The 19,566-nt window shown below is 48.1% G+C and carries 15 protein-coding genes and 1 pseudogene; 3 read left to right on the top strand and 13 right to left on the bottom strand.

What is annotated here, in order from left to right; all coding sequences use genetic code 11:
- Window positions 1-5 precede the first annotated feature (5 nt).
- The 9 genes and pseudogenes from L0M14_RS01140 to L0M14_RS01100 form a co-directional block, all read right to left on the bottom strand.
- The gene (locus tag L0M14_RS01140; protein WP_235120286.1) at window positions 6-2,678 is read right to left on the bottom strand and encodes a family 43 glycosylhydrolase; all 2,673 of its coding nucleotides are present in this window, start codon (window positions 2,676-2,678) and stop codon (window positions 6-8) included.
- A gap of 285 nt (window positions 2,679-2,963) precedes the next feature.
- Window positions 2,964-4,181, bottom strand: a complete 1,218-nt coding sequence (locus L0M14_RS01135; RefSeq protein WP_235120285.1) for a hypothetical protein — start codon at window positions 4,179-4,181, stop codon at window positions 2,964-2,966.
- 12 nt (window positions 4,182-4,193) lie between these two features.
- Window positions 4,194-5,030: a hypothetical protein gene (locus L0M14_RS01130; protein ID WP_235120284.1), complete on the bottom strand. Its 837-nt coding sequence runs from the start codon at window positions 5,028-5,030 to the stop codon at window positions 4,194-4,196.
- The gene (locus L0M14_RS01125) at window positions 5,027-5,716 is read right to left on the bottom strand and encodes an ATP-binding cassette domain-containing protein (RefSeq protein WP_235120283.1); all 690 of its coding nucleotides are present in this window, start codon (window positions 5,714-5,716) and stop codon (window positions 5,027-5,029) included. The genes L0M14_RS01130 and L0M14_RS01125 overlap by 4 nt, the downstream gene beginning before the upstream one ends.
- Window positions 5,717-5,765: 49 nt before the next feature.
- Window positions 5,766-6,143, bottom strand: a complete 378-nt coding sequence (locus L0M14_RS01120) for a GntR family transcriptional regulator (RefSeq protein ID WP_235120282.1) — start codon at window positions 6,141-6,143, stop codon at window positions 5,766-5,768.
- Window positions 6,144-7,408: 1,265 nt separating this feature from the next.
- Complete coding sequence (locus tag L0M14_RS01115) at window positions 7,409-8,293, bottom strand: LysR family transcriptional regulator (protein ID WP_235120281.1); 885 nt, start codon at window positions 8,291-8,293, stop codon at window positions 7,409-7,411.
- A gap of 526 nt (window positions 8,294-8,819) precedes the next feature.
- Entirely contained in the window at window positions 8,820-9,767 is a 948-nt protein-coding gene (locus L0M14_RS01110; RefSeq protein WP_235120280.1) for a phosphotransferase enzyme family protein, read from the bottom strand.
- A gap of 355 nt (window positions 9,768-10,122) precedes the next feature.
- A pseudogene (locus tag L0M14_RS01105) lies at window positions 10,123-12,446 on the bottom strand (ATP-dependent helicase).
- A gap of 17 nt (window positions 12,447-12,463) precedes the next feature.
- Window positions 12,464-12,868 (bottom strand): GNAT family N-acetyltransferase, encoded by a 405-nt coding sequence (locus L0M14_RS01100; protein ID WP_235120279.1) that lies wholly within the window; start codon window positions 12,866-12,868, stop codon window positions 12,464-12,466.
- A 235-nt stretch (window positions 12,869-13,103) separates the two neighbouring features.
- On the opposite strand from L0M14_RS01100, the gene L0M14_RS01095 reads away from it, so the two are divergent.
- The gene (locus L0M14_RS01095) at window positions 13,104-14,231 is read left to right on the top strand and encodes a phosphatidylinositol-specific phospholipase C/glycerophosphodiester phosphodiesterase family protein (RefSeq protein ID WP_235120278.1); all 1,128 of its coding nucleotides are present in this window, start codon (window positions 13,104-13,106) and stop codon (window positions 14,229-14,231) included.
- A gap of 264 nt (window positions 14,232-14,495) precedes the next feature.
- Here L0M14_RS01095 and L0M14_RS01090 read toward each other — a convergent pair whose 3' ends face one another.
- Window positions 14,496-15,113: an MBL fold metallo-hydrolase gene (locus tag L0M14_RS01090; protein WP_235120277.1), complete on the bottom strand. Its 618-nt coding sequence runs from the start codon at window positions 15,111-15,113 to the stop codon at window positions 14,496-14,498.
- A gap of 139 nt (window positions 15,114-15,252) precedes the next feature.
- Between L0M14_RS01090 and L0M14_RS01085 the strand changes: the two genes are divergently transcribed.
- Entirely contained in the window at window positions 15,253-15,849 is a 597-nt protein-coding gene (locus tag L0M14_RS01085; protein WP_235120276.1) for a TetR/AcrR family transcriptional regulator, read from the top strand.
- 123 nt (window positions 15,850-15,972) lie between these two features.
- Here L0M14_RS01085 and L0M14_RS01080 read toward each other — a convergent pair whose 3' ends face one another.
- Window positions 15,973-16,386, bottom strand: a complete 414-nt coding sequence (locus L0M14_RS01080; RefSeq protein WP_235120275.1) for a MarR family winged helix-turn-helix transcriptional regulator — start codon at window positions 16,384-16,386, stop codon at window positions 15,973-15,975.
- Between the two features lie 136 nt (window positions 16,387-16,522).
- Here L0M14_RS01080 and L0M14_RS01075 point away from each other — a divergent pair, with 136 nt between their 5' ends.
- Window positions 16,523-17,977: an MDR family MFS transporter gene (locus tag L0M14_RS01075; RefSeq protein WP_235120274.1), complete on the top strand. Its 1,455-nt coding sequence runs from the start codon at window positions 16,523-16,525 to the stop codon at window positions 17,975-17,977.
- Between the two features lie 148 nt (window positions 17,978-18,125).
- Here L0M14_RS01075 and L0M14_RS01070 read toward each other — a convergent pair whose 3' ends face one another.
- Both L0M14_RS01070 and L0M14_RS01065 read right to left on the bottom strand, forming a co-directional pair.
- Entirely contained in the window at window positions 18,126-18,947 is an 822-nt protein-coding gene (locus L0M14_RS01070; RefSeq protein ID WP_235120273.1) for an alpha/beta hydrolase family protein, read from the bottom strand.
- Between the two features lie 53 nt (window positions 18,948-19,000).
- Window positions 19,001-19,423 (bottom strand): MarR family winged helix-turn-helix transcriptional regulator, encoded by a 423-nt coding sequence (locus tag L0M14_RS01065; RefSeq protein WP_235120272.1) that lies wholly within the window; start codon window positions 19,421-19,423, stop codon window positions 19,001-19,003.
- Window positions 19,424-19,566 lie beyond the last annotated feature (143 nt).

Below are 19,566 nucleotides of genomic sequence, written 5' to 3'. Positions count from 1 at the left end.
CCCCTCTACAATCCTTTATTTAAAATGCGCAGCAGAATGACGGCGGTCTCCGCTCTCGTTGCGGTACCGCGAGGGTTAATTCCCGATTCGCCGCCCTCAATGATGTTCTCATTGACCAGTTTCGCGATACTATCTGCCGCATAATCGGATATGTCTCCGCTGTCTGCAAATGAGTTCAATTTGTCTGTACTAGCGTCAAGCTCCAGCTTCTTCGAAGCCTCGAGCGCCCTTGCGACAAGTACCATAAGGTCTTCCCTGGTAATTTCCGCATGAGGATCGAATTGATTGTCCCCGACACCGCTTGTAATACCCAGTGCTTTCATAATGCCGACTGACTCGTAGTAATAATCATCCGGACTTACATCCGCAAAGTTATCCTGAACCTCCGCTTTCAGACCAAGCGCTCTCACTAGGAGCGTAATGAAATCAGCCCTAGAGATATTCTTGCCGGGATCGAAGGTCGTATCGGACGTTCCTTGAATAATCCCCTTAGCCGCTAAAGTCTCGATGGCATTACTTGCCCAAGAGTACCCTTCCGCTACATCGGTAAATTTAGGCGCAGATGGTGTAGGCTTTGGAGTCGGTTTAGGTGTGGTATCCGTCTCCCCAGGTTCCGGAGTAGGTGTAGGTGTAGGTGTAGGTGTAGGTGTAGGTGTAGACGGAGTGGAACTGTTGTCCGAGCTGCCGTTTGACCCTGAACTTGAATTCCTTTTTGGCTTATAGGCAAAGCTTGTCTCGTAAGCTTGCTCCGCATTTGCTGCGCTGACCGCCAGCTTGAAGTCACCTGCTACGTTGTGGCTGAGTTTGAAAGTGAACGCAAATTTCCCGTCCTGATCTGTCGTCACTTGATCCACATAATCCAGGGAACCTCCAGGTTCTGTCACCCGTACCACCGCATTTTGACCAAGCTCCTCCGTCACATAGCCTTCCACATGAACCAGTTGAGTCCTATTACTGGACGTTATCGTTACATTTTGCACCGAGGAGGTTAGCGATTGGTCCTCCACTGTAATGGCAGCTGCAGCTGTGAAAGCACCTTCCTCCGTCGTGGCTATAATATCCGCAGTACCTGGGGAATTACCGGTTACCGTTACGGTTGTCTTGCCCGTTGCCTGGTCATAGACAGCCTCCGAAAGCTCGGCTACAGATGGATTACTCGAGCTGAACGTCACCTTCTTCTGCAAGGCTCCTGCCGGCTGCACTTCTGCTGTCAGTGTGGTCTCATGATTCATGTTCAGAACCACAGACGATTGATCCAACGTTACCCCCGTAGTATCCGCTTGAATGATGTTGAAGGTCGCATTCTTCTTCTCCTCATCCGTCGAAGCGCTGCCAAGCGTAAGCACACTAGAGGCATTACGAAGATATGCACTCGCGTCACTGTAAGCCTGCAGGGACGTCCATGCCGCATCGGCAAGACCGTCTGTTTTTTTGAAGGTGGCTTTTTGAAAGAAGCTCGTTGTTCCGTCATTTTTTGCCAACATCGTGCTTGAACCGCTCGCTGTCAAATAATATCCGGGCTTATCCATAGATTGAAGCGATACATAGGCATCCGAAGCGTCAGCCAAGCCGGGAACGATCTCCCATCTCGCATCATTCAAGGAAGCTTCAGCAGGATCTAGTCGAAGCGCCGTCCCATTATGACGGATGAAACGATTCGGATCACTGAGCAAGCTCAGCATACTGCTATGACCATCAACCCCTGTAGCTGTTTGAATGATCGGCTTAATCGTACCGTCTGCATTGTAATAGAGCCGGTCAATCGCAACCGAACGCCGATACTGTCCTCCTGCGGGAAGAGCACTGTTATGGTATACAAAATAGGACTTCCCCTTGAAGTCAATAATCGCCTCATGACTAGTGTTACTTGCGCTGCTGTCGTTGCTGTCTGAAGTAAGCGCGTTCAAAATGACACCTTTAAATTCCCATGGCCCCGTTGGACTGTCGCTCATCGCATAGGCAATCTGCTCCGGGTAGTTGTAAGCAAAGGTCAAATAATAATGCCCCCCATGCTTATGAATCCAGGGGGCTTCCGTATAGGTGCCCGGCATGTTGTTAATGACGACATGCTCTACCGGACCGTCAAGCTCTGTCATATTCGCCTTCAGCTTGGCGTAATACGGATTCGTATTGCCCCAATACAGATAGGCTTGGCCGTCATCGTCGATCATGACCGTCGGGTCGATATCATCCCATGTCTCTGAGCCCATGGATGTCGGTGCCGCCGTCATCCCCGCACTGACAAGCGGTCCTCCAAGTGCATCCTGAAAGCCTGAGACCGGATTATCCGATACGGCGACACCAACCGCATAGCCGGTTCCGTCCGAATTCAGCACCGTAACATACCAGTAAAACTTACCGTCCCTCTCAATCACTTGTCCCGCCCATGCGGAGTCGCCTTTCGCCCATGCGAATATGTCCCTCGAGAGAGAACCTTCCTTCGTCCAATTCACCATATCGCTCGACGAATAAATGAGCCAATCCTTCATGACGAAGAAAGTGCCTCCCGCAGCCGCTTCGTCATGCCCGGTGTACAAATAAACCTTGTCCCCATGAACAAGCGCAGCCGGGTCTGCGGTAAAGGCATCCTTGATGACAGGATTGTCCGCGTAAGTGACAGATGAAAACGATGAAAGCATCAGAGTAAACAATGATAGCTTTGCTACGACTTTTTTCATATTAGCCTCCTTATGTTTCATATGTGACCTCTCTACAGTTCCCCCTACCTTTGGATCATGGCATTCCTCATCTCATGTCGATTTTTGCTGTTAAAGCGTTTGCATAAATCAACTTTACCCTCATTCCGTTGTGCTTAGAATAGAATTCCTTTTGAAATTTCTTTGCTATCTTTCGATTTCTCAATTTTGACCCATGTTCAAATCGTATGATATTCCAGTTCCTTTGAATAAAATTCTAGGTTGAGACGGCAAAAAACCGCCGGGCGCATTCACCCAGCGGTTCGATTATTGAACCAGAATATTGTCGATCATGATGTTATTCGGTCTTGATCCATCAGCCTTTTTCAAAACACCCTCGTAAACAATAGTGCCACTATCCATATCCAGAATCTTCAGCCCTACGGCGCCGGATCTATCGACTATCATGTATAACCGGTTGTCGGTAATACGTGCTATATTGGAGTACGATTGTTTTGGCTGGAATGTTTGCGCCGGTACAATCAGCTCTTTCTTCACCCGATCTTCCTTCAGGTCATAGATGACAACGTGCGGCTGTTCTGGTTTTGTTTCAGACATCATGTTCAGTTCCCCGTCACCCTGACTATAAATCACATTTCCATTTTCTATGTTCGCTAGGATCTGTTTCACTGAATCATTTTGTAACGTTGTCAGTTTGCCGCTTGCATAGTCGTAGGAAATGAATTCGCCATGATCCAGCGTATAGTCACCAGACGGTTCCTTCGAAGACTTCACACTAACCAATTTCCGGAACACAGCAAATGAATTTTTGCCGATTGGGTCCCGTTCATTGACACTGCTTATATCTACACGCTGATGATCATCATCGGCCATAGACATCAAAATTTCATCCTTGATCAGGCTCATTTTATGAAGATCGACCGTATACAGATGAATATCCGTGTCGTTGAAGTTCGAGCTGCCATTACCGCTCGACCATTTCGTATTTCTAGCCATTACCTTCATCGTTTGTCCTTCAACTTGTACATCCTCAACGCCCGTATAATAAAGCGTACTGTCCGGAAGATTCAGTTCAAAGGAACGGCTGGTTTTTTGGATCCGGTCGTACATCGACACAGCTAATCGGAAATCATTTCTTTCTCTGCTGCTTTGCTGCGTAAACTTTACATCGGCGTACCCGATGACTTGATCGTCCACATAGAAGCTGCTGTAGCTTTTCTTTCCTCGCATAAAAGCTCTATTTTCTTTGGCAAGCTCATCCAATTCCGTATTATAAAAATACCTCGCATCCAGCCATCCCCAAAAGGACTGTTTTTTCAGAAACTCGCTGTCCAGGTTCCGAATAACAAACGGTTCATTCTGATACTGGCCCGTCAGAACCACTGGATCCATTTCCTTCTCATCACCTTGAATCTTCGTAAACTGCAATGGCGAACTATTGTTGCCTGAAGCCGACACATAATAAGTTCCTATACTCAGGACGATAAAAGGAACAAGTATCATCAATTTCCAATAGCGCTTCATTCCTGCTCCTCCTTACACATTAACTTTTTTTCGAATTAGAAAAGAACTAAACCACAGGGAGACACATAGAATGATCAGCCCGCAGCCAATCTCCATCAACACGACCTCGCTGGGATAAAAGTAATTGGTGTAGAAGCTCTCCGTGATTATAAGCGGCAGTACAAAGAGAATGGACGCTGCCGCTATGTACAATATGCCTGCGACGATTCCCTTCAAACGGTAGCTTCGTTCCAGCAAAATGGCGGTAAATATGATAATAACTGCTGTGATGCCCGCTCCGTAGCCGAGAATAAACTCCATGAAATAGTTGGGTATCATCAAGCTCAGGTACTCCTGTCGATGAATAAATTCACTGAGTGTGATGGAATCTCGTAATACCGCTGGGACTATGCTGCTGTAAATAAACATCAAGAGCGGCAAGATGACGATTTGCAGCGCCACAAGTCCGAGCACATAAAGAATAATGGCTGTTAGCTTCGACGTATACACCTTCATCCTTGAAGTCGGAAGCATCAGGAGACGGTAAGCGAATGTATTTTTACCAAACCACTCCCGGTACCAAATGAGGAACGAATAGAGCAGTAAAGCCGCTACGCATAAGGCAATCGGTCCCGAGAACCACAAGCTCCGTCCGTACTCCATAAAATCAATTTTGCCTGAACGGCTGATATATTCCTCGAAGGTCGCAATCGAATTCATATACATATTATCTTTCACTCTGGACATATACCCGGCTGAAAAAATCGTTACTCCCACTGACTGTACAAGCAGCGTCAGCAGCGCCAGCGCCCCCCAGATTTTGGCGAACCGGTTGATCTCCCAATGGAGCAGCTTGCCGTAGTGATTCATGCTTGATACACCTCTCTCATTACATCTACCACAGACTTGCCTTCCTTCATGCGCACTTCCTCCGCACTAAATTCCTTCAAGACTCTGCCCTGATCCAGCAGCACAACCTTATCGATCAAGTGCTCGATATCTTGAATTTCATGTGTGGTGATGATCACTCCGCGATCCTCGATAAGGTGCGTCGTAAAGACGTTCGCAATTTGCTCCCGGCTGAAAATATCGATCCCCGAGAACGGTTCATCCATTAGCAAATAATCCGCATCAAGCGCCAAACCGAGCAGCAGATTCATCTTGGCTGCGTTCCCTTTGGACAAATCCCCGATCCGGTCTTGAACCTTTAGCTTGAAAAAGCTTAACAGTTCGAATGCCCGCTTCACGTTCCAATTCGGATAAAAATCATTCATAAACAGCATGGCGTCGCCAATTTTCATATTCGGGGGCATCGTGATCGTATCCGGAATGAATACAATCTTCTCATACAGCTTAGGCTCCAGCCGTTGACCGTCAATGAGGATCTGCCCGCTTGAAATCGTCGTTAGGCCCATAATAGCTTTGAGAATCGTTGATTTACCTACGCCGTTGATCCCGACAAGACAAGTAATCTGCCCTTTATCCGCCGTGAACGTCGCCTCGTCCAGCACGCGTTTTCTTCCATATTTTTTCGTGATCTGACTTACTTCAATCATAGGGTACCTCCTAGGAACTCTTTCTCTCTACAAGTCTACGCAGCAAGCACTACTCTTTGGCCCGCTCCTCTTCGTACTTTACCTTTACCAAATCCAGCAATTCGTCTACCGGTACCGCAATCTTCATGACCGACCCGACAAAGGCATCGACGGCATCGCGGAGCAGCTCCTCTCGAATCGACTTCAAGACCTGCTCATCCATGGTAATCCTGCTTGGGGAATTTCCTTCGGTTACAATCAACTTCTGCTCCTCCATTTCCTTATAAGCACGTTGTGCTGTATTCGGGTTAATCTGCAGCAATCCGGCCAGCTCCCTGCGGGATGGAATTTCTTGCCCCGCCGTCATTCTGCCAGTGGCGATCTCTTCCTTAAAATGCCGCACCACCTGCAGATACACGGGATCTCGATTGTTAAACATAACGTTCATCGGCCCATCTCCTATGTTGTTACTTTCAAGTATTACTTTCAAAAACAGTTATTCTAACCTTTTTCTACAAGTGTGTGTACTAAGTAGTTCATACACTATAAGTGTACTATACCCTTCATACACTTTGGTTGTCAATGATCTAAGAAAAGAAAATCGTTTGAGCGATGCATATAACATATTGGATTTTACAAATAAAGGAAAAAATAAGATGTAACGAATACTTACAATTACATCATTGAATTCAACTTACCTATTTTTGACGCAAAGGAGACCTTATGAAAATCATTTTATTCCCCATTGCAGCTGTAATCATATTATCTGGATGTACTCTTTCAGGAAATACAGAAGGTATTTCCCACCAAAGCGTTGTCATATGAAATACCGAGTTCCTAGGTTGGTCTGAAGAACAGAAATTCGTAAATAAATATAATCCAAAAAATTGTGTATTCCCCCCAATCTGCTCGGAGCATCTAAGAATTGAATATTTCCACTTTGGATAAAATAAGAAAAAATCACTAAAGGTGGAAAGTCCATGGGGCCCGACCAATCTAAAAAGTTTGAACAAATACACAAGCTGCATGAGAAAATATCCGCAGTCACTACCGACTATTGGTTTCGATACTCTAATTTAGCTACTTGGGAATTTTGGGTTATGTTCATCTTATTAGTCGGCCCAGTCATTGCCTTGTACTTTTTGATCGATAGAAGGAAGATGCTTCAAATCGGATTCTTCGGGTTTAATATCCATATGTGGTTCCATTATTCGGACACTATTGTTGTCACCCATGGCTTTGCTGATTATCCGTATAAAATTGTGCCCTTTTTTCTTCAAGCATTGCCCTGGACACATCTTTGGTCCCAGTTGCATTTATGCTGCTATACCAATGGACTTTACATAAAAGCAAAAACTATTACCTGTATGCAACCGCCCTATCTGTCTTTTTATCCTTTATCTTTAAACCTGCTTTGGTCGCATATGAGCTCATGAAGCTTTACCACGGAATGAACTATTTGATCATCTTTCTTAATTACGTATTGATTTTCGTGGCATCAAAATGGATAACCACTCTATTCTTACGACTGCAGAACACTGCAAAATCCCCAGATAAGGCGGAAACGGCCCCTTTTAAGAAGACTCAGGTTTCTCAATTTCTCCGCATTAGGAGAAAAGCAAGATAAACGCCGCGAAGTTCCTATACGATGCCGAACCAAACAGCGGCCTTCTCCAATTGTTACAAATGGGAGAAGGCCGCTGCTGTTTGTTCCTAGCTCTCTCCAGTGCTAGTGAGCAGTGATATAAAGTGCTCTAGAGCCGGAGTGATGAATTTATTTTTGGAAAGGATGATCTGGGTATAAAAATCCGGGAGGCTTCCTTCCGCAAGCGGGATTGCGCCGAGTTGACCTTTGTCCAGCTCGGTCTGAACTGTAATCTTGGGAATCAGTGCAATGCCCAGCCCGATCCGAATACATTGCTTGATTGCTTCGATGCTGCCCAGCTCGGAGATAACCTGGTAATGCACACGCTGATCCTCAAGCTGCTGCTCCAGTGCAGATCGATAGGTACAACCTTTCTCTGTCAGCAGCAGCTGACTGTCAGCCAATTCACTAATCGATATCTCCCGCCTCTTTAGCAGCTCATGTCCCGGTGGACAAACCACGATCAATTCCTCTCTCCGAATCGCGATGGTTCGTAATTGGGGGTCAGAGTAGTGAGGATCCAGGATAATGCCGATATCCAGGCTCCCCTTCTTCACTTGATCCATGATATCAGGCTCATTGGACGGAATAATGGTCAAGCTGCTGTTCGGAAATTGCCGTTTCATCTGCTGCAAATAAGGCGGCAAAAAATACGCAGTCATCGTCTCGATGGTACCGATTTTTAGCTCAACTTCATCCTGTGCGGAAAACAAGTACTTTGCTTCCATGTGAGCCGTTACAATCCGGTCCGCATAAGCCAAAAACTGTACGCCACCCGGCGTTAATTGGAGGCTTTTGCCTTCTCTTCCAATCAGCTTTACTCCGTAATATTTCTCCAGCTTTTGAATTTGGACCGTTATACTTGGCTGCGAGTAGCCGAGGGTCTCAGCGGCTCTAGTATAGTTCAAAGACCTGGCCACTTCCCGAAAGGTTACATAGTACTGAATATCCATCTGTGCTCATCCCCTAACTATTACAAATCGTAATAGTTGATATGAAAATGTATAGATAACTATAATGGTTACTCCCATGCTACATTATTCTCAACAAGAGCACAACCCCATTTCTATAAAGGATCGGTGAGAATATGCTGCATCATAACCTCGAAAATGAACTCCGCGATCAACAGAGAAGACTTGATGAAATCAACAGGGAGCAATGGAAGTATTCAAGGCTGAGCGAACAGCTACCAAAGGCAAAAAACCGCTTCATAGGGATTCCGCGGTTTGGCAAAGCGATGGCACGCTTGGTGCACAAATATGTAATTTCCTTATTCCGCTTGCTTTAGGTTCTTCCTCAGCTTCATCTATTTGTTCCCCACCTGTCTGTTGATACGGGGCTGAATGCAATGTGTTTCACGATAAGGTGCCTAACCCAATATTTACTTCCGGGCATGGTAGAGTCCAGCACTGGTGGGCTGGAGCAGGTAACTTTTGACTTGTGCTAATGATGGATAAACACCTGCTTCTAGCGCTTTTGTTACAGGCGGAGCAGCTCAGGCAGCACCTTCCAATGATCTTCGATCCAATGCATTTCTTCCACAAACCGGCCAAGAAGCCCGCGAAGTCCGCTTTCAACACGAACCTCCGTGCGCAGCCACCAGATGGATTCGATCAAGTAGAGCATTCGCATGGCTCGGTCGAGTACACTTTGATCCAGCTGTACATACTGCCGGTATCCGTTCATGAATGCTGCGGCTGTTGCCGAACATAGCTTTCCATCTCTGAGTGCCCCCGACAAAATAGCGCGGGCCACATCGACTTCCGGGTAGCCCATAGCCATCCGATCAAAATCAACAATACCAACCAAGCCACTCTCATGAAGCAATACATTATCCACCCATAAATCCCAATGCAGCCACCCGGTTGGAGAAGCGGCAAACATGGTAAAGTCTAGGGAATCCACTATGCTGCGCGACCGTTCAAGCCATCCAATTACAAGATGATCCTCTGCCTCTTGCGCTTTCTCCCAGTTCTCCTGCCACTCCTTCATATAGGCTTCCTTATCCGGCACCCAGGCAGGTCTATCCAGAGGAGCAATGCGCTGCAGCCACTTATGCATATGACCGGTCGCCATCCCGAGCTCATACATCTGGTTCTCATTCATGCTCCCGGCTTCCACTGTCCGGCCGTCTAACCAATCCGATACTGCATAGCATAAGCCCGATGGTGTTTCTTGCATACATTGGCCGTTAAAAAGGAAGATGTCCGGACAAGGGACACCGGCACTGCTTAACCCATGCTGCAGCTGCAAGGCATGCTCAAGTGCTTTTCTCCTGCGGGAGTTCACGTGCAGCTTGTACCTATCCGGATGATAATACTTAACGAATACAAGGCCGTTATCCGTCTCCATTCTCCACTTGAGGTTAAGCCAGCCTTGATCATTCAATACTGCAGTTCGAACTGTTGCTCCGAAACATGCTCTCATATGGGCACTTATCTCCTCAACTATACCGTCCATGCGTTGCACCCTATCCTTCCTGCACCTCATTGAAGATCCAAACTTTCGGATCTTGTTATTCTTTAGACACGATCAGCTGCTGCTCCATCACGGTATTGGAAAAATCAACATGCAGGAAACTACCCAGAGCGGTGTCTCACCGATAAAAAGCAAGAAGGATAAGAACTTCAAACATACGGGGTCGTAAAAAAGAAAACAGCGGGAGTCCGGGATCACTCAGGCCCCCTAAGACTGCCGCTGTTATTCAAGCGCGATGCGCCGCCTACGCTAGGCAAGATTCAAAATCAAAGAATGACGCCCATGGACCTGGCCGAACGCAGGTCTAACTGGCATGCCCCGAGCCGCCAGGCTCCAGCAACCCTCTCTCCAAGCAGGCGTTGACGGACAGCTTCTTGAGACCCGATTCGAAGCGGATCTCCACCATATCCGCCCCCAGCATGCTGACGACCCCGTCGCCAAAGGCGCCGTGTCTCACGGCGCAGCCCACCTGCAGGCCGGACAGCTCCCGAATCGCCCGCGGATTCACCGGAACGATCGGCTTGCCGCCGCTCCTGGCTCTCGGCCTGCCGCTGGAGCCAGCGCTGGCGCTGCTGCCGGTTGAACTGCTGCCACGCGCCGCCGCACCAGCGAAGCCATCGCCGGCAGCGCTTCCCCGTGCCCCCGCCCCGGCAGGCACGTCCAACTTGGGCGGGCTGATAATCAGCCGCACGTCGGTCACAAACTGAGACTCGGCGGTCTCCTCACCGTCTCTGGACCTGTACGAGAGCAGCTCCAGATGCTTCCGCGCCCTCGTCATGCCCACGTAGAAGAGCCTAGCGGATTCTTCCATCTGCTCTTTCTGCCCTTTTGCGAACTTCTGGATATCGTCGGACGCCGGAAGGACTCCTTCAATCAAATCGATCATGTACACCCGATCGAACTCCAGACCCTTGGAGCTATGCAGCGTTGATAGCGTAACGGCATTCTCATTTTTGTTAAACTTGGAGGTTTTCAAAGCCCCTTCCAAATGCTTGAGCCTTGCCGCGAATTCCTCCATCGTTTCGAGCGTTTCGGCAATTGCTTCCAGCGTGTTAAGAATGCCGATGAGCAGATCCCGGCGAAACCCGAACTTCTCGCACATTTTATCAATCGACTTCTCATAGCCGAGCTTGCCCCGAATTGTCCGCAGTGCTTGCAGAGGAGCCATGCCCCGCATCTGCTCGAACGCTTCCTTGCTATCCTGCAGCTGCTTCACCTGATAATCCTGCAGAGGAACATGCTCGACCAACAGATCAAAGACCGATTTGCCGCTAAGCGGCAGCTCCATCAGCGCAGCCATCTGCTTCTTTGTAATATAACCGCTGCACTTGGTATGAATCTTCTGGAGCAAATCCGGACGCCGGTCATTAAAGCTCATCCGCATGAAATTCAGTACATCCTCCACGACCCAATGAGAAAAAAAGCGGTTATCCGTATCCTTCATGTAAAAAGGAATGCCCGCACGGTCGAACTCATTCATCAGCATAATGGACGAAGCATTGTTGCGATACAACACGGCAATCTCGCTAAGGTTCACCTGTGTGGCAATTTGCCCGACGACATATTTGGCTTGAAACTTGTAATCGGTCAAATTCTTAATTACGATCGGCTTATGCTTAGGATTGTTGGTGAACATATTTTTATCATAGCGGTTCTTATTCCGCTTGATAAAACGGTTCGCCGTCTCCACAATCTCCTGCGAGGAACGATAATTCTGCTCCATCATCAGTGTCGCCGCCTGCGGATACACCCTCTTGAAATTCAGCAAATACTCCGGCTCCGCCGCCCGCCACGTATAGATCGACTGATCGTCATCGGCCACTACGCACAAATTGCCGTGCGAGCGAACGAGCTTCTCGATGATGGCATGCTGTACGAGAGACGTATCCTGGCTTTCATCGGTCAGCACATAATCGTAGCGGCGCTGGTACTTGGCCAGCAGCTGCTTATCACTCTCCAGCGCCTGATTGCCGTAAGTCAGCATGTCGTCGTAATCGACGAGCAGCTTGTCCGCTCCGGTGCGCTTGAACGATTCGTACTCCTTCAGCACCCGCTCCGCCTGCGGAACCTCACACTTGACGTCAGCCCACTGCGCCTCCGGCAGCAGCTTGTTCTTTACGAAGCTGATGTACGTCGTCAGCTCCTCCATTTGATCATCCGTGATGTTCTCTCCGGTAACGGTCTGAAACAAATGACGCAAAATAAACTTCTTATGCAGAGGCATCTGATCAGACGCCAGATCCTCCATCTCCTCAGCGCTCACTTCGCCTTCAATCAGCTTGTAAGCCGTCCCGGTCTTGCGAAAATGCTCCCGCATCACTTCAAAGGCAAGACTGTGGATCGTCGAAAAATCAACCGGCGGCAGCCCGGGAAACAGCTTTTAAACCGCTGCTGCATATCCCCTGCGGAGGCCCGGCTGAACGTCACCGCCTTGATTCTCGCGGGATGGACACCCTTTTGCTCGATCAGATAGCCGATCCTCATCATGAGCGTCGTCGTTTTCCCTGAGCCGGGCGAAGCCAATAGAAGCAGCGCTCCATCCGTGTGCAGCACCGCTTTCTTTTGGGCCTCGTTCAGATCGACGCCATTTTCTCGTTTTTTCCTATCAAAATACGCTTCGCTTGCCATTGCTCTGCCCTCTCCACTTACAAAGCTTTTTCCATGATCACATACGATACATCTTCTTTAACAAAGACCTGGCCGGTCGGGATCATCCCAAATCTCTGATAGAACGGCGCTTTATCCTGTCGCGCATTGCACCAGACTCTTTTGATACCTCTATGCTCTAGCTCCTTTAATATGTAAGCCAGCAGCCTGCTGCCATAGCCTTTTCCCTGCTCCTGTTCGAGGGTCGCGAACTTGCGAAACTGGGCTTCCTCGCCCTCTACGAATAGCGAAATCACGGAGACAAGCTCCTCTCCAAGATAGACGCCGTAATGCACACCCTGTGCATCTTCCTCCAACTGAACATAGGCGATATCTTTGCTCGGCCAGAGCACTCGCTGCCTGATCGACCATGTCATTTCTTGGCCAATTTGTTTGATTTCCATGTATGTCCCACCTGCTATCCAAATCTCTAAATATCGTATTCTTGCATGATACTTGCACCAAATGCTACTCCGTAACATTGGATAGTATAACATGCTTCACCCTACACGTACCTCCCCATGAAATTGGAAATAGCTTGATCTCCGGTAATTTCAGCAAGTATTCAGGATATACACGCAACATGATCGATACCATGTAGGGTAGCAGGTTAACCGCACAGAGAGAGGAGAAGATCGTATGAAACGACTCTTATGCTTTGTGATTGCCGCTGCACTTAGCGGAATGTTGATCCTGTCAAGCTGCTCAACGGCCCAAGCGCAAGCGCAGGAAGTGCAGGGTTCACCTGAATGGACATCTAATCGGATGATTGCTCATGGCATGGGCGGAATTAGCGATACGGCTTATACGAATTCGTATGAAGCTTTTGTGTTGAATTATCAAAAAGGGCATCGCGTCTTCGAGGCTGATTTGATATTGACGGAGGACGGGAAGTTGGCTGCTCGGCATGACTGGCTGCCTTATACCGCAGAAAGGCTGAAGCTTGACTTACCCGAGTCCCAAATCGGTGAGCCTCTGGATATGAACGAATTCAAGAAAGTGAAAATATTAGGCAAATTTATGCCGCTCTCCTTCCGGGATATCGTCAGGCTCATGCACCTCTATCCCGACATCTACTTCGTCACCGATACGAAGGAAACGGATCTGAACCTCGTGCGAAAGCAGTTCGAGCAAATCAAACAAACGGCCGACCGTATCGACCCTTCCGTTCTGGACCGGATGATCCCCGAGCTGTACACACAAGACATGTACCATGAGGTCATGGACATTTATCCTTTTCCAAACAAGCTGTATTCCTTATATTTATCCAATGAATCCCAAGAAGAAACGGTCAAGTTCGTGAAGGAGAATGGCATTCAGACGGTAGCGATGCCTGTAGAGCGGGCGCAGATGATGCCTGAGTTGGTGAAGGCTTTAAACGAGGAAGGAGTCCGCACGTATGTGCATACCGTGAACGCACAGGAAGATATCGATGCCATGCTGAAGCTTGGTGTGTACGGCATCTACACGGATTATTTGCCCAATGACTCAGATATGTTCGGTGAGGGCAGCAATGGAGAGATGCAAGGCGGCAATCTGCAGGCAGGAGATTCAAGCAGTTCTTCACCAGGAGCAAGCAGCACGGGAGCTTCGAATTTGAGCAGTTCGAAAGCTGAAGCAGCGAATTTGAGCAATTCAAAAACCGGAGCTGCTCTTCCCAGCAAGTTGCTGGTTATGAATCTCTTGCCGATCCTGATTGCAGTAGGCATATTCATAGTGCTATGGATCATGGAGCATCGCAGGAACCGTAAACGTAGGGGGCGTTGAATAGAGAATCGATAAGTGTGAAATTCGATATCTATGGAAATTTGGAGCTAATCGGGCTTCAGCGGCTTTTCTCCGAGCGCGGTTGACTACTGAAGCCCCTCATCTTCCTTTATCAACAATCAGTAACTACCTACTGTCTGCGGGTCAGCTATTTGTTTGCAGGAAGTTTCGCCAGCATCTGGGCATGACGCTTCACCTCACGAGCATGTAAAGGACCGCCGTGCCCCATATAAAAAGTTTCCACTCCTGATTCCAATAGACGGTTTAGTTCACGCGCAACCATGTGAGGGTCATCTTCAAAAGGCGGACGTATCGCACGTGAGGTTCTGACAATCCCCCTAGCAAGATGCCCGAAGCAACCAGGTCTCCGACTAGCGCCTGATTCGACTCAAGCTCTACCGAGATGGAGCCTGCGGTGTGCCCGGGCGTATGTCTGATCTTCCCCGGAATCCCGTATCGGTCCAAGCTAATCACGGACTGTCTTGTCACTTGGATATCGGCTTCAAAAGGTACATACGGTTGAAAAATAAACGGTGTCTTGATAAACAAACGGCTCACCCACCCCGTAGGGCAGAAGGTCATAGGGGTTTCCCGGCTAAAATGCTTGGCATCCCCCTCATGAGCCAGTATCGGCGCTCCCGATTTTTCGCGGAGCACTGCCGCACTCCCGGCATGGTCCACATGCGCATGAGTCACAACAATAAGCTTAATATCCTTGAAGGTTAGCCGTTCCTTAGCCAAGGCTCTCTCGATCTTATGCTCGGAACCGGGCACCCCAGCATCGACAAGTATGCATCCGTCAGGTCCGACAATGAGATGGGCATTCACCATGTACATGGGGAGAATCGGAATACGAACAATTTTGATATGACTCATCATCATAAATAACCACCCTTCTTCTTTTGAAAAACCGAACCGAACCGTTCGGTTCGGTTTCATCTTACTTGATTATGTCTTTACATGCAAGAGAAATGTTACAATAGATTTCAAAAAGGAAAACGGACTTACACGGAGGATTCCCATGCGTAAAGACGAAGCGACACGGAAACATATCATTATGAAATCCGCAGAGCTATTTAATCAAAAGGGATATGCAGGTTCATCGATTCAAGACATTATGGATATCACGGGCTTAACAAAAGGGGGCCTCTATCGAAGATTCTCGAACAAGGATGAAATCGCCGTGGAGGCATTTGAATACGCGGGGCGGGTATTATTGGAGCAGATGTCTGCAGCCATTCAAAACTCAGATACGGCCATAGACAAAATCATGTCCGTCTGTCAGGTTCACATCGATCCCGTCCACAATCCGCCGATTAAAGGAGGGTGTCCTCTGCTCAATACGGCTGTCGAAAGTGACGACACATTTCCGCTGCTTCGGGAGAAAGCTTTGGCTGCCTATGAGTACATGCTGCTTCTTATTGGGGATATTTTAAGGGGAGGCATCTCTTCCGGGGAGTTCCGGTCTGATCTGGACGTGGAATCGGTCGCGTCCTTCATCGTCTCCTCTCTGGAGGGCAGTGTCATGGCGAGCAGATTAAGCAGAGACGGCAAGCATGTCCGGTTTATCATGGAGCAGCTTCAGGTTCTGCTGCATACTTACCGCAGTGTTCATTAGATCCCCCTAAGAGCAGCCTGTTAGCTTCGAAGCTAATTCAGGTATGCTTTAAGGATCCCGATTTTAATAGAGAAAAGGACTGTTCCCGTAAACGTCTCTGTGGGGACAGTCCTTTGTATTTAGCTAAAAGGTGCGGTTCAACCTAGCCAAAAGCTCACCAAATTGCCGCCGCTCCGCATCCGTCCAATCTTGAAATAGCTGCGCATGCCTGGCAAGCCGAGCTTTTTTGGCCTCTTCCAGCTTGCGCATCCCTTCCTCCGTCACTTGAAACTTGCTGGATCGACCATCTGTGGGATCTTGAAGCCGCTGCACATACCCCTTGCTCTCCAGGACAGTTGTTTGCCTGCTGATCGTTGACACATCCAATCGAAACTCGTCAGCCAGAGCTTTGACCCCTGCCGGTCCACCGCTCTTGGATAGCTGCGTAAGCAGCGTATATGTCGACCTGTCCAAGCCCCCTAGCTCCTTATCCAAGGAACATCTGCGTATAAAAACAACGAGTTCGTAATCGATCAGCTCCAAATCCTTTTCATCCATAGCGATTCACTCCCCGTCACTTCTCTAACTTCTATTGACTTACAACTATATAGTTGTATAATACAAGTACCGTTAATTGATTGTATCATACAACTATATATAAAAAAAGCTTTTATACAGAAGAGGTGGAGAGGCAGTGGCAGCAAAGAAAGGCAGTACATCAACGTTCTGGCTTGTGATGTTAGCAATTTTTTTCGGCAATTTCATGTCCATTCTAAGCTCGACAACAATTAATGTAGCATTCCCAATCTTCCTCAAAGACTTTCATGCCGAATTGGGCGAAGTCCAATGGATGATAACCGGATTTTTGCTGGCAACAGGCGTAATCGCTCCGGTCGTAGGTTATTTTGGCGACAGATGGACCTACAAACGGCTGTATATTTTCGCGTTATCCGGCTTCACCTTGTTCTCTGCGCTCTGTACGCTAGCATGGAACATTGAAGTTTTAGTGCTTTTTCGAATTTTGCAAGGTGTGTTCAGCGGTCTGATCATACCGACTACTTTAACCATGGTCTACCAATACATTGAAAAAGATCGGCAGCCGTTCGCAATGAGCCTATGGAGCTTATCCTCCATGCTTGCTCCTGCCTTTGGCCCGACACTTGGAGGCTGGATGACCGAGTATTGGGGGTGGCAATCCTTATTTCTTCTGAATGTGCCGATTGGCGTGGTCGCTATCACTGTTGCTGCCAAATGCCTGCCCCATCAGCAGGCCAAACCCTCAAAAACATTCGATCTTCCCGGCTTCGTTACGGTTTTACTGAGCAGCACCTTGTTTATTTTATCGTTTACAGAAGGAAACAGCTGGGGCTGGACCTCCTGGAAGACGATCGCTTGTCTGCTTGTCGGGGCCGTAACGCTTGTCTACTTTATTAGACGCGAGCTGTCCCTGAAGGAGCCTCTGCTTAATTTGAGCGTCTTTCAAACAAGCCGGTTTACGTACAGTCTAATCATTAATTGTATCATTACCGCTTCCCTCTACTCCGGTACCTTTCTAATTCCTGTATTTCTTCAGGACGTTCAGCATTCAACACCTTTGAATACCGCGCTGGTGCTGCTGCCTGGTTCCATCGTCATGGCCGTATCTTCGCCTATCATCGGTAAACTTTACCCGCGTGTCGGTCCATTTTGGCTCATTATGGGCGGAATCGCACTGCTTGTTCTTTCCAACTGGGAGCTTAGCCGCCTGAACCTGCAGGCCACCCATTTGTATGTATCGGCATGGATGACAATCCGTTATGTCGGAATTGCCTTGTCCTACATGCCGGTCATGAATGCAGGAATGTCATCCATTCCTAAGGAACGATCCGGTCACGCCTCGGCAGTGACGAACTGGATCCGGCAGGCTACCGGCGCATTGTCGATCGGCGTATTCAGCTCCTTGCTCGCCACCAGATCGCTCACTCACCAACAGGAGCTTAGCGACGGATCCGCTTCCGGCCTACTAGCCGTGAAGGAGCAAGGGATGACGCTCGGTGTGCAGGACGTTTTCCTAGTGGCCGTCATCATCTGTTTATTCGCCGTGCCGCTAACCTTCATCCTCAGAGATCAGCGCAAAAAGACCCGCTCCTTAGCGGAGCAAACGGGATAACATATACAGGCTTCCGATCTAGAATCGGGAGCCTGTTGTCGTTAAAGCCGCGTCCCTTACAAACTTAAGTAGATGTTCTCCGAAACTTCTCAGCCCTCCATTCCGCTTTATCGACAGTTGCGAATTTAGGCGAAAGTGCTGCAGCCGCTCAGAATCTTTTCATCCACTCCAAGATGGCATCGACAGCCTCTGTATATCGCTGTCCTACGAGCACACCCGTATGAGTCGTGTTCCAAATCCCTGTATACGCTGCGCGAAGGAGCTCCGCTGACACCTGGCCCCGAAGGTCATCCTCCTCACAATTGACTGCTTTGACAACCAGACAAGGGCAAGTAATGAGACTGCTGTCAACGGCAATGCCTTTGGAATCATGGGTATAAGCAAAAGCGTGAACCGCCTTCCATGACTCCATGCTCAAGTACTTCTTTTGAAAAGCAATGTCATCTGCCGTTTCATCGATGCTTAAATGCTCTTCTCGCTCCGGCGCGGGCAATATCAGATTAGGCAGCATTCGCTCCAATTCTTTGTAAGGCACTCTATCAAAAACTTCCCTGCTTATCACCGAATCAACCAGCACTAATCCTGCAAGCTCAACTGTTTCGGCTAGCTTCTGACCCAAAATCCCTCCCATACTAAACCCGATGAGGATCGGGGGAGCGCCACACGCCTTGATAACCTCCTTGACATCCTCCAAGTAATCCTCGAAAGTAACCTTCGTCAAATCTAGCGATCTGCTTTTATAGTGACTTCTCAAATTCATAACATGGCATGACCAGCCTTCGCGGATAAAGTGAGGCATGTATCTGCTCCACATCCAACTACCTGTATAAGCACCGTGTACGAACAGTAACGGAGGTCTAGGTTCTATCACGTCCTGTCGGTCCAATCCCTCGAATATCTCTACAAACAAGTCGTTCTCCCCCATGTGCTTTTCAACATGCGCCGGTAAATCTTTCGTGTAATCTTTCATAATCAAATTCCCCCTTTATTTAGTTTTATATCAAACTATATGAGTAAAAAAATTTAAAAGTTGCTGTGAATCTTTTTTAGAATCGTAAGCAGGTCTTCCTTTTCCTTGTCCGTGATGTTGTTGTAAAACTGTTCTAACAGTTCTTCCGAAATGGATTCGAACATCGGCTGTAGTTCAATCCCCTTTGGGGTTAAGGCTACATAAACTACCCTCGTGTCCTCTCTATCCCTTTCCTTGGTCACATATCCCAGCCGAACCAACTTGTCAACAAGTGCCGTTACGGTAGATTTATCCTTATGAATGACCTTGGAGATCTCAGCCATGGTGAGTCTGGAATGGTTCGCTAAGGCATAAATGATATCACCATGCGAAGTAGCTATACCTTCTATGCCGCGCTTCGTCATCTCCGCTACAAGAAAACGGTTTACTTTCTCTCTAATTTTTGAAATGAATGAAATGACATCTCTAGTTTCCATATTTCCATTATAGTTTGATGTCAAAATAAATGTCAACGGCACGATAAAATAACAATCAGGAGTTGCCGCATCTACCCATCAGATAATCTTGTCTCTAACTGTAGGAATCTCTTGAGAATGTCCCTCCCATGAAGCATTCCCTA

The sequence above is a fragment of the Paenibacillus hexagrammi genome, from assembly GCF_021513275.1.
In the GTDB taxonomy this organism is placed as follows: domain Bacteria; phylum Bacillota; class Bacilli; order Paenibacillales; family NBRC-103111; genus Paenibacillus_E; species Paenibacillus_E hexagrammi.
This window is presented reverse-complemented; position numbering and strand designations above follow the sequence as displayed.